This window comes from Nocardia sp. NPDC004722, assembly GCF_053601505.1.
Genome location: NZ_JBSGBY010000260.1, coordinates 1 through 11,174, shown reverse-complemented (window position 1 = coordinate 11,174; position 11,174 = coordinate 1). Strand labels below are relative to the sequence as shown.

Here is an 11,174-nt window from a genome sequence, read left to right as displayed (position 1 = left end):
GCGAGCCGGGTGGCGGCGGCCGTCGCGTCCGGAGACAGCAAGGCCGCTCGGTAGAGCAGGTCGGCCGCCACCAGGCGCTGGTCCGCGCCGCCGAGATCGGCTGCGGTGGCGGCGAGTTCGACGGCCAGATCCTCATCCGGCTCGGCCGACGCGGCCGCCAGCTGCCGCTGCGCCAACACCCGTCGATGCCGCCGCACCGGTTCGGCGGCGGCAGCCGGTCGGCCGTCGTGGTCGAGATCAGCCGTGGTGGCGGCGAGGTCCGGGGCCAGGATCGATTCGCCAGGCGCGGGCGATGCGACCGAATCAGCCCGCGTGGCCGATCCCTTGGGGACGGGCGACGCGCCGAGGGCCAGGGGGCCGCCGGGGGCGAGGGATTCCGCCAAGGCGCGATGGGCCGCTCGACGGTGCGGGGGCGCCGCACTGTAGTAGACCACCGCGCGAATCAAGGCGTTGCGAAACGATATTCGTCCGTCGGATACCACCGCGAGGCCGGACTCGAGTGCCTCACGCCAGGCCGCGTCGGTCACCCCGGAGGCGGTCGCGGCGGTGCGCACGGCCGACACCTCGCCGTTTCCGGCGGCGGCCACGAGCAGCGCGACCGTCCGGCCGTGGTCCGAAAGTCCTTCGAGCACATCGGCATACGCGGCACGCACCCGTGGACCGACCGGATACGGGTCGGCCCATGCCTCGGCGTCTGCGAAGGGGCTGGTGACCGCGAGCGCATCGGCGGGCGGAGTCTCGATGAGCACCAGCGGGTTTCCCTCGGCCAGCCGCAGCAGTCGCTGTCGTTGCGCGGGGGTGTGGCCGGGGTGATGCGCGGCGGCGAGCTCGCGCGCCTCGTGCTCGCCGAGCCCGTCGAGCCGACGCTGCGGCACCGCGTCGAATCCGCAGCCGAGGGGATCGGCGCGGGTGCCGAATATGACCACCGATCCCGACTCGCCGACCCGCCGCGCCACCGCGGCCAGGCAGGCGCCGGAGTCGGGATCGAGCCGGTCCGCGTCGTCGACCAGCAGCAGCAGTGGTCGCTCCGCGGCCACCCGGGTGAGCAGGACGAGCACGGCGGTGGACACGGCCAGGCGATCTCCGCTCGGTGGTCCCAGGCGCAGCAGCCCGCGCAGGGCGTCGGCGGCGGCGCCGGGCAATCCGGGGAGGCGGTCGGCCAGCGGCCAGAGCAGTTCGTGCAGCGCCGAATACGGCAACGCGTGCTCGGCCGCGACACCGTGGCAGGTCAGGACCTGGAAATCGGGTGCGCGCCGGGAGGTTTCGCGCAGCAGCGTGGTCTTGCCGATGCCGGGCGGGCCGTGCAGCACCAGCGCCGAGCCGCGGCCCACCCGGGCACCGTCGAGGAGCCGGTTCAGGGCGGCGAGTTCGGGGTCGCGACCACGGCACTCGCCGGGGTCGAGCGGGCTCTCCTCGGGATCGAGCACCGAATCGTGCGGGCGATACGACGGATGAGAACGTTCGTAATCGTCCAGCAATTTCACTGCCCAGTCTCCATATCTCTCGCAATATCGTCCATCACCACTGTTGATGCTGAGCTTCCGAACCGCATCGGTCATTACATCCGTCATACGCCAGCTAATAGGCAATCTGTCGGCATACCCCGTGCGACCTCGGTGAACAGGCCACACCCGATCGGCTGTCAGCCCGCGATGCGATCGGTTCGAGGCACGCAGGGCGGGCGGCGGCGGATCGGGATCAACCGCAGCGCCCGGCCGCCGGTCGAGGTCATCACGATGTCCTCGAGGTCCAGCACCCGCACGCCGTGCACCCGCACCGCGTCCGCCGCCGCACCGTGCGCGGTCACCCCGCCGGCGATCCGGGTCGCGCCCAACACGCCCCCGACCTCCAGCGCCGGGCTGCCCGATCCGTGACTCACGATGCCTCCGACCACGTCGAGGGAGGAGACCCGGCCCGCGCGCCGGATGCTCAGTCCGGCGGCGGGTTCGCCGGTGCCGCGGCCGAGATCGCCGTAGGTGCGCACATCCTCGGCAATACGCAAGCGGCACACCGTGTTCGCGACCGACACTCCGATCGCGCCCGCGCCGTAGGTCGTCACGCTGCGGAAGGCGGCCGTCCCGACACCGCCCCCGCGCAGATCGACGCCGTGCCCGTCTCGGCCGTAGGTGATCACCGGTCCCAGCACCGCGAGCATGCCGATGCGGCCCAGGCTGCGCACCCCGATGCCGCCCGCGCCGGAGGCGGTGATCGATTGCAGGACCAGGCATCTGGTGATCGATCCCCGGTTGTAGAGCGCGATCTGGCGCGGGCCGTAGCAGGCCAGCGGCCCGCCGACGACCAGATCGCCGACATATCCGCCGGGTTGGACCAGCACGGCCGCCTGCACCAGCCAGCCGCGCGCCGCGGAGGTGTCGCCGCCGATGTGCGCCTCGTCGATCGAGAGTTCGTGGACCCACAGCTTGCCGCCGTCACCGTCGTGGCGGCCGCCGGCGACCACCCCGCAGCCCTGCACCGGCGTGCGGCTGGTGCCCACGCGCAGCCCGCGCAGCCGCGCGCTCAGGGCCACGCCGGGATCGAGCTGTCGGTTGACGATCGTGATCGCGCCCTGGCGCGCGCCGCCGCCGCTGCCCGCCGGATGTCCCACGCGGGCGGCGAGATTCGCGGCCTCGACATGCAAGCCATCGATGTCGATCTCCCCGGTGCGCACCATGCCGTCCGCGCGCAGCAGCACCCGGCCGCGGGTGCGCACACCGCGCAGGGCGAGGGTGCCCAGATCGGTTTCGGCGCAGTCGTTGCTGATCGCGATGCCGGTCTCGGGAACCGTCACGGTGAGGTCGGCAACGGTGTTGTCGCGGGTCAGCCGCAGCCCGCCACCCTCGAGCGCGCCGCCGCGCAAGCGCACGCCGGGCGGCAGCGTCACCGCGCCGAGGGTCCGCACGGTTCCGGCGATCCGGATATCGGTCTCCCCCGCCGCGACGGCGGACATCAGTTCAGCGGATGTGGTCACAATCGTCGGTTCGTTCACTGCCGTTTCCCTTTCGGACGCTGCCGATGCCGTCTCGGAGAGAGCTCCGGCGGCCGGATGAAATCCGAACCGCCGGAGCCACCCACGGGCGAATGGGTTGATGGGTTGTCAATTCAGTTGTGATGGATTTCCGCGCATCGAGTGATTACGCGCTACCCGGGAAATGCAGGAAGATCCCGGGCGTGGCCGAGCCGCTCGAGCCGCTCGAGCCCCCGCTACCGAAGAGGCTGAAAGGATTGAGAAAAGAGGGGAATCCGCTCACTGAATTACTTCCTTTCCGAGAAGTAACGCCTTGCGGCGGGTGATCCGAGTGGATCGACCGGAAGCGACGTTATGGAACGGACCCGTCGTGACGTATCCGTCGCCGCATCGGTCATTCATGATCGGAAATGGCAACTGATTCAACGACCTATATGCGTCCACGCCCTTCTCCCTACGGTTCCTTCAGCCACGGAACGGAAAAGGAGATGCCCGATGCCCCGAAAATCGCTCATTGCCCTGACGTGTTCGGTGGCGGCCTGCGCGTGCTGGCCCGGGGCCGCCGCGGCCGATACCCCCGACCCGGTGATCGCGGGGTCGCACCTGCTGAACACCGTCACCTCCGACGACGGGTCCACTGTCACCGGTGTCACGGTCACCGGCGTGCGAACCCTTCGCCTGCAGGTGTTCTCGGCCGCCATGCAGAAGAACGTCGAGGTCGATGTGCAACGCCCGGCCGACACCTCGAGCCCCCACCCGGCCCTCTACCTGCTCAACGGGGGTGGCGGCGGCGAGGATCAGCTGTCGTGGACGCAGCAGACCGACGCGCTGAACTTCATGTCCGACAAGGACGTCAACGTGATCCTCCCGATCGGCGGCAAGTTCAGCTACTACACCGATTGGCGTGCACCCGATCCCGTGCTCGGGGTCAACAAGTGGAAGACGTTCTTCACCGAGGAGTTGCCTCCGCTCATCGACGCCGGTCTGAGTACCGACGGCGCGAATGCCATTGCGGGCCTTTCCACGTCGGGTACCTCGGTACTGCAACTGGCCATCGCCAAGCCCGGATTGTTCCGCTCGGTGGCGGCCTACAGCGGGTGCGCGCAGATCAGCGACCCGGTCGGATACACGTTCGTGAATCTGGCGGTGGAGGCGTGGGGCGGCGGCAACACGGTGAATATGTACGGCCCGCAAGGTGATCCGATGTGGGCCGACAACGACCCGTATGTGCACGCCGACCAGTTGCGCGGCATCAACCTGTTCGTCTCCAGCGGCACCGGGGTGCCCGGTCAGTACGACTATCCCGGCGCGCCGAACGCGGGCAGCATCGCCAATCAGATCGTGCTGGGCGGCGGCATCGAGGCGGCGGTCAACTGGTGCACCCACAATCTCGCCGACCGGCTCGGGCAACTGGGCATTCCCGCCACCTTCGATTTCCAGCCCACCGGCACGCATTCCTGGGGCTATTGGCAGGACGCGCTGAAGAATTCGTGGCCGGTGCTGGCGGCGGGACTGGGCCTGCCCGCCTGAGCGCGCTCAGTCCTCGGTGCCTGCCAAGTCCTGGGCGGCGGCTGGGCCGGGCGGCGCGGGTAGCCCCCGTGTCTGCCCGAGCCGCACCCCGCGCATGTCGGCGTCGTTCAGCACCGCGCCGATGAGGTTCGCGCCGAACAGGTTGGCACGCACCAGGGTCGCGCCGGTGAGGTCGCAGCCCGAGAGGTTCGCCCCGATCAGGTCGGCCGCGCCGAGCAGTGCCCCCGTGAGGTTCGCGCCGCGCAGATCGGCGCGAATGAGCCGGGCCGATTGCAGATCCGCGACGGAGAGGTCGGCGTCGCGCAGGTCGGCGTCCACCAGTTCGGCATGGGCGAGGCGGACCCCGCGCAGCCGGATGCCGGTGAGCACCGGGCCGCGAATGCGAATTCCGGTGAGGTCCATCGGGGCTTCGCGTTTGGGCAGGGCCCGCGGGCGGGCCCGCAATGCCGCGAGGACCGCGGCGATATCGGCGGGCAGGCAATCGAATTCGTCGGGCTCGACGCCCTCGGCGGTCCGCAGTCGCAGAAAGTCGGCGTAGGTCTGCAGGACTCGATTGCGCTCCCGGATCGATCCGTGCATGACCCGATCCAGTTCACGAATCGCCCCGGCGCGCACCAGCACGCCGTCTCTTCCGAGATGGTCGATCGCCGCACTGAATCGTTCGGCCATCTGTTTGTCGCGGTCGACCCAGAATTTGAACACCGCAGCGACGCTAACCGTCCCGTCCGCATTCGACATCGGCCGTGACACCCGCGACGGATTCGCCGACCTATTCGCCGCCGGGGCTCGACTCCTAGCGTCATTCGAGGTGGGTGAGGCAATCGGGGACGAGGCGACCCCGGAAATCGGCAGTGATCTGAAGGAGAAGCCTATGCGTATGTCCAAGAAGACAATTGCGGCCGGCGTGACAGCGGCGCTGGTGGCACTCCCCGCGGCGGGCATACTCGCCGCTCCCGCGGGCGCGACACCCGTCGTCGACGACCCCGACCCGGTCGCGGTGGATGATCCGGCCCCCACGTCCACCCCGGCCGCGACTCCCGCCCCGGCCCCGCCCATCCCGCAGGCCGCCGACATCGGTGGACTGCTACAGACCTACGGCACCGGTTCGGCGGGCGGCGGCGCGGGCGCGGTGAGCGGTGCGCTGGTCGGCGGTGCGGTCGGGTGCGCGATCGGGCTGCCGTTCATCCTGGTCGGCTGCATCGTCGGCGCGCCGATCGGGGCGGCCATCGGGGCGACCCTGGGCGGCCTGATCGGCGGGACCGGCGGCACCATCATCGGAGCCACCGCCAGTGGCTAGACACCACCGACGGGTAGACCTGTCCGAAACGGTGGACGGAGGCCGCGCCGACACCAATGACGTTGTCGACCCGACCATTCCGGCGCGGGCGATCCGTTCGGACAGAAACCGGCCGGGTGGGGTTCTGTGCCCCGCCCGGCCGGTGCTCACCGCGGCGACCTCACTGGATGGGCTCGGCCTGCGGGAAGGTCCAGCTGCCGTCGAGAATGCTCTGCTGCGGACGGTACAGGCGCACCATGTAGTTCCAGCCCGGCATGATGGGCAGGCAGTTGGGGATGGTCCCGTCGCAGCCGCCGAAGCGGATGTCCACCGAGCCGTCGGGGTTGGTCTTGGCGGTCTGGTTGTTGACCGAGTAGGAGTTGAACGGATTGGCCTCGTAGTAACCCTGCGCGTTGTAGAGGCTGACCGACCAGAAACCGTCCACGGGAACGTCTTTCACATGCAGGCGGTAATCCACCGTGCCGTCGTTGCGCGGCGGGGTGACATTGAGATAGATGGCGTCCTTCTCCGGGTTGCCACCCCATGCCGACGCCGCGCCGATCAGATGCCGCACCTCGTCGACCTGTCCGCGCGGCCCGAACGCGCCGTTGGTATTCGGCAGCGTCGCCGCGAGCGTCAGCAGCGCGTTGCGGACGGTGTCCTGACTGGCGGTGTCCCACTGCGGAATCTCCAACGTGCCCTTGGCCGATTGCTCGACCTTGATGGCGTCCTGCAACCCGTGCACCGCGTCCAGGTCCGCGGGGTTGTTCGGATCGGCGAAGATGCGGATGCCCAGCAGGACGTAGCGGGTGCCGATCTGCTTGCGGTCGAAGGTGTGCTTGCCGGGGGTGTAGACGACCTCGGGCGTGTATTCGTCCTCGTCGATGACCTGCATGGACATGAACCGCTTGCCCGGGTCGGGCAGGGTGACGGTGACCGGTCCGGCATCCAGGTCGAATATCGCGCTGGAATAGAGCGTGTCGCGGTTGAGGCGGATCACGCTCTGCGCGTCGATGGGCGCGAGACCGCGATTGTGCGTGAAGGTCCCCGTTCCGCCGCTCTTCTGGGCCAGGGCGGCGAACTCGCGATCGGTCTCGGCCCGCACGAAGTTGTCGGCGGTGACGGTGATCGGCTGATTGAGCGGATAGTTGGTCGCGGTGGTGCTGGGCGCGGCGGATTTCGTAGTGCTGGAGGCATTGTCGCCGGAGCTGCCGCAGCCGGTGACGAGCATCGACACCGAGGCCACTCCGGCCACGAGCGCGACACTCCGTCCGAGCGTGCGCCGCAGCGCCTTTCCGGGACAGATCGAAGGCATGGTCATCCTCTTCTTCAGAAGGTTCAGCGGCTTGTCAACGGGAACGGCAGGCGATCAGGCGGGTTGGATGTCGGGCAGCTTCCAGGTCTTGGCCAGCAGCGGCGGCTGGGGTCCGTAGAAGCGGGCCATGATCTCGGCCTTGCGCCCGGCCTTGGTGGGCAGCCAGTTGGATTTGCCGTCCGCGGGCGGATTGGGACCGATGTGGATGTCGACCGATCCGTCGGCGTTGGTGTGGATCCCGGGCGTATTGGAGGCGCGGCTGGCCCAGTCGACATCCTTGATGAGGGTGTGCGTTTCGCGGTCGTAGGCCGTGATCGACCAGTACAGGCTGACCGGGACGTTCGGGGGGACGGTCAGTGTGTAGTTCCGGCCGCCGTCGATGTCCTTGCCGTCCTTGTCCTGGATGGCGACCAGGTAGAACTGGCCCGCGCCCAGGGATTTGGCCGCGAAGTAGACGAACGAATAGGTGAGCCCGCGCGCGTCCACCGGATAGATCGAGGTGTCGGAATAGCCGTCCTGCATCGAGGTGACGAGGTGCTGATCGACGGGCAGCGCCCAATGGGAATTGTCGTAGAAGCCCGGGGTGAACGCCTGCACGTAGCGTTGTTCGAGCCACGTATGCGCGTCGGCGGCTCCGGCTTCCATCAGGCCGAGCACACGTGAATCAGGCTGGTAGGGCGCGCCTTTGACGATTCCCAGCGTCCCGACCTGATCGATCATCGCCCGGTCGCGGTCCAGCCACGACTCGTTCTGCACCTGCCGGTTGAGGGCGCTGAAGAAGTCGCGGTTGTAGGGGATCGCGGCGTCGAATTCCTTGCCGGAAGCATCGACGTACGACGTCGGAGGCGGGTTGCCCGCCGCGTCGAGGCGATAGAGACCCGCGCGCTTGCCGTAGGCCACCGCCGCGGCGATGTCGGCGTCGCTGCCGCTCTTCAGATTCGAGCGCAGCAGCGCGAATCCGGCCTTGGTCTCCGAGCGCAGCGCGATGAAACCGTCGGGCACCGGCGCGTCGTAGCCGGGCGGCAGGATCAGGTAGCGCCCGCCCCGGCCCTGGTCCGTTCCGGCCGGTCCGACGTCGGCGAGCGGGGTCTGCCACGCCGTGTCGATGGACCCGGTGATCGTGGAATCGCCTTCGGCGGGCGGGACGTCGAGCACCATCGGTCCGGCGGAGGTGTCGTAGAACGCCATCAAGTAGATCGCGTTCGGGTTCGGGGTGAGGGTCTGGTTCTTCCAGTCCAGCAGCTTCGACCAGTACACGAATTGGTTCGCGCCGCCGCCGATTCCGATCGCGGCCTGCAGCATCCGATCGAAGTTCACGATCGGCATGCCCCAGACGACCGCCTCGAACGCGCGCGAGGACACCAGCGCATCGTCGACGGATCCCTTGCCCGCACCGGCGGATCCGTCGGCCCGCGTGGACCCGGAGGAATCGTCGTCGTCACGTTTCGATACCGCGACCGCTCCGCCCCCGATCACCGCACCGACCACCGCTGAGGCCGCAGCACCCAGCAATGCCGCTCGACGTGACACAGTTCGCGTCGAACTGGCAGGTAGATCACCCTTTGAAGGTTCGGACTCCATATCACAACCCTAAATCAGCAAACTCTCAGCCAGCTCACCCTCGACGGGTGAGTTCTGCCGTCTCCCGGCCTCACCGACGCTAGAAAGCTCGCCGAACCCGCCGCATCGGTCGCCGAATACGTCTGCCAGGGTTGACCCGAAACTGACACATTGAGAGGCTTCAGCTTTCGACATCTCGAGGCATGGGAAGTTGGTGCGGCATGGAGGCCGACGCAGTGAATCAATCCGGCATGTCGTCGTTTTCGACGATCACCTACTCGGTCGAGGACGCGATCGCGACCATCACCTTGAACCGTCCCGCCGCGCGCAACGCCTTCACGCTGACGATGGCCGACGAACTGGCGGCCGCCCTGTCCGCCGCGGATCTCGACGATGACGTGCGCGTCGTGGTGCTGACCGCCGCCGGTGACTACTTCTGCGTCGGAATGGATTTCGCCGAACCGCTGCTCGGCGAGGTCGACGACCCGGACTGGGACGAACCGGCCACCCGGGTCGTCCGTCCGATGACGAACCTCAACAAACCGGTCATCGTCGCGATCCAGGGCGCCGCCGTCGGCGTCGGCATCTCCATGACGCTGGCCGCCGATTTCCGATTGGCCAGCGACACCGCACGTTTCGGCTTCGTGTTCGCCCGCCGCGGCCTGTTCCCCGAGGGCGGCTCCACCTGGTTCCTACCCCAGCTGGTCGGGCTGGCGAAAGCCAAGGAATGGATGCTCACGGGCCGTCTTTTCGAGGCCCCGGAAGCCCTCGCGGCCGGGCTCCTGACCAGCGTCCACTCCCCCGCCGAACTGCTGCCCGCCGCCTACGCCCTGGCCCGCGACCTGGCCGTCAACATCGCGCCCGTCTCCGCCGCCGTCATCCGCCGGTCCCTGGTGGCCATGACCGCCCACGGCGATCCCGAACAGGCCTTCGCCCTGGACAAGCAGGCCATCCCCTTCGCCGCCGCCAGTTCCGATGTCGCAGAGGGCATCTCGTCGTTTCTCGAGAAACGCGCACCGCGTTTCACCGGCGTCCCCCGCACCGATATCCCACACCTGCCCGACTGGCTGCCCCACTGACCCGTGCCGCTCAACGGCTCAGGCGCATACCGCCGTCGAAGTCGACGGCGGCCAGGTCGGTGCGGTCACCGAGGCCGAGTTTGACGAAGACCCGGGACAGGTGGTGCCCGACGGTGCGGGGGCTGATGAGCAGTCGCGCGCCGATCTCGCGATTGGTGAGGCCGCTGGCGGCCAGGCGCGCGATCCGAAGTTCCTGCGGTGTCAGCGGATTCGCGCGAACCCCCGCGGAGGTGACGGATCTGTCGCCCGCCAGTTCGAGCTCCCGGCGTGCCCGCTCCGCCCACGGCGTCGCGCCGAGCTGCTCGAAACCCTGTAGGGCCGAACGCAATCGGGTCTGCGCCTCGGTCGGCCGCCGGGTCCGCCGCAGCCATTCGCCGTACAGCAACTCGGCGCGGACCTGCCGTGTGGGCCACGTCGACGTCGGGGCCGCCAGGGCCTCGAGGTAGTACCTCTCCGCGTCGGCGTCGTCGGCCAGCAGGGCGCGCGCGGTCGCGACGGCGGTGACCGCCCAGTCGGCCCCGGTTCGATCACGCCAGCACTCCAGAATCGCCGAATGCGTTCGCGCGGTGTCGATTCGACCGGCACGCACGGCGGCCTCCACCGCATCCACCGCCGTCAACGCGGCGAACACCGGATGCCCGGCCGGACCGGTGGGCGTGGCGATCTCGGTCAGCTCCCGCAGCGCGGTCTGCGGGTCTCCCGCGCCCAGGGCGAGCAGCGCGCGCACCCAGTAGACCGGTGCGACCAGTGAACGCGCATTACGGCCAGTACTGGCGTCCAAGGTTCTCGCACAACAGGATTCGGCCTGCACGACATCGCCGCGGACAGCGGCCAGCCAGCCCAGCACCGTGGCGGCCAGGGCAACGGTGTTCGGCGTCTCCTGGCCCTCGCTCAGCCGCAGAGCCTCCGTGGCGGCGGCCTCGGCCTCACCCCAACGACCGGTGAAGGCATTCAGGGTGGCCAGCTGTGCGAGCGTGTTGGCCAGCCAGGACACGTCGCCGCGTGCGCGCAGCGCGGGCACCGCCGCGCGCAGCATCCGGTCCACCTCGTCCGAACGGCCCAGGGCCACAGCCAATGCGGGCGGCGGAATCCGCCAGGGCGCGGCCACCGGGTCCACGCCGGAGACGTCCATCAGCGCGGCCTGCGACCGTTCGTCGAAGCCGCTGCCGACCGCCCATGCCGCCCGGTCCGCGAGGCGCTCGAGCTCGGCCGCGGTGGCGGGGTCGGCCATGCGCGCGTCCCGCAGCAGCAGGTCCCACGCCAGCGCGTTGTCCCCCTGCGACAACTCCGACAGTCCCTCGATGCCACCGCCCGCCCGTGTCACCAGCTCGCGCGAACCCCGGGATTCCGCTTTCGCCCGCAGTCCGCGCGCGAGGACGGCGTCGCCGCCCTGCCAGGCCAGGCGGGTGGCGCGGGCCAGCCGGATGGCGGCCGCGGTGTCGGTGATCG

The 11,174-nt window shown here is 69.3% G+C and carries 9 protein-coding genes; 3 read left to right on the top strand and 6 right to left on the bottom strand.

Features of this window, described 5'->3' with window-relative positions; all coding sequences use genetic code 11:
- Nucleotides 1–1,484, bottom strand: a 1,484-nt coding sequence (locus ACWELQ_RS24100; RefSeq protein ID WP_452399312.1) for an AAA family ATPase, incomplete at its 3' end; no start/stop codon positions are given.
- A gap of 158 nt (nucleotides 1,485–1,642) precedes the next feature.
- A complete protein-coding gene (locus ACWELQ_RS24095; RefSeq protein WP_452399311.1) occupies nucleotides 1,643–2,947 on the bottom strand; it encodes a hypothetical protein in 1,305 nt (434 codons plus the stop codon).
- 513 nt (nucleotides 2,948–3,460) lie between these two features.
- On the opposite strand from ACWELQ_RS24095, the gene ACWELQ_RS24090 reads away from it, so the two are divergent.
- Nucleotides 3,461–4,495 carry an alpha/beta hydrolase gene (locus ACWELQ_RS24090; protein ID WP_452399310.1) on the top strand — a complete coding sequence of 345 codons (1,035 nt, stop codon included), beginning with the start codon at nucleotides 3,461–3,463 and terminating at the stop codon, nucleotides 4,493–4,495.
- A 6-nt stretch (nucleotides 4,496–4,501) separates the two neighbouring features.
- Here ACWELQ_RS24090 and ACWELQ_RS24085 read toward each other — a convergent pair whose 3' ends face one another.
- Entirely contained in the window at nucleotides 4,502–5,197 is a 696-nt protein-coding gene (locus tag ACWELQ_RS24085) for a pentapeptide repeat-containing protein (protein ID WP_452399309.1), read from the bottom strand.
- 106 nt (nucleotides 5,198–5,303) lie between these two features.
- Between ACWELQ_RS24085 and ACWELQ_RS24080 the strand changes: the two genes are divergently transcribed.
- Complete coding sequence (locus ACWELQ_RS24080; RefSeq protein ID WP_452399308.1) at nucleotides 5,304–5,792, top strand: hypothetical protein; 489 nt, start codon at nucleotides 5,304–5,306, stop codon at nucleotides 5,790–5,792.
- Nucleotides 5,793–5,952: 160 nt separating this feature from the next.
- On the opposite strand, the gene ACWELQ_RS24075 is transcribed toward ACWELQ_RS24080, so the two are convergent.
- Nucleotides 5,953–7,086, bottom strand: a complete 1,134-nt coding sequence (locus ACWELQ_RS24075) for a DUF1254 domain-containing protein (protein WP_452399307.1) — start codon at nucleotides 7,084–7,086, stop codon at nucleotides 5,953–5,955.
- A gap of 54 nt (nucleotides 7,087–7,140) precedes the next feature.
- On the bottom strand, nucleotides 7,141–8,616 hold the full coding sequence (locus ACWELQ_RS24070) for a DUF1214 domain-containing protein (RefSeq protein ID WP_452399306.1): 1,476 nt from the start codon (nucleotides 8,614–8,616) through the stop codon (nucleotides 7,141–7,143).
- Nucleotides 8,617–8,867: 251 nt separating this feature from the next.
- On the opposite strand from ACWELQ_RS24070, the gene ACWELQ_RS24065 reads away from it, so the two are divergent.
- Nucleotides 8,868–9,725 (top strand): enoyl-CoA hydratase-related protein, encoded by an 858-nt coding sequence (locus ACWELQ_RS24065; protein ID WP_452399305.1) that lies wholly within the window; start codon nucleotides 8,868–8,870, stop codon nucleotides 9,723–9,725.
- Nucleotides 9,726–9,735: 10 nt separating this feature from the next.
- On the opposite strand, the gene ACWELQ_RS24060 is transcribed toward ACWELQ_RS24065, so the two are convergent.
- Nucleotides 9,736–11,174: LuxR C-terminal-related transcriptional regulator (locus ACWELQ_RS24060; protein WP_452399304.1), on the bottom strand; the 1,439-nt coding region annotated here is incomplete at its 5' end.

Coding starts and splice junctions, on each gene's coding strand:
- ACWELQ_RS24095 (WP_452399311.1), bottom strand. CDS start 2,947: ATGTCCGCCGTCGCGGCGGGGGAGACCGATATCCGGATCGCCGGAACC.
- ACWELQ_RS24090 (WP_452399310.1), top strand. CDS start 3,461: ATGCCCCGAAAATCGCTCATTGCCCTGACGTGTTCGGTGGCGGCCTGC.
- ACWELQ_RS24075 (WP_452399307.1), bottom strand. CDS start 7,086: ATGCCTTCGATCTGTCCCGGAAAGGCGCTGCGGCGCACGCTCGGACGG.
- ACWELQ_RS24065 (WP_452399305.1), top strand. CDS start 8,868: ATGGAGGCCGACGCAGTGAATCAATCCGGCATGTCGTCGTTTTCGACG.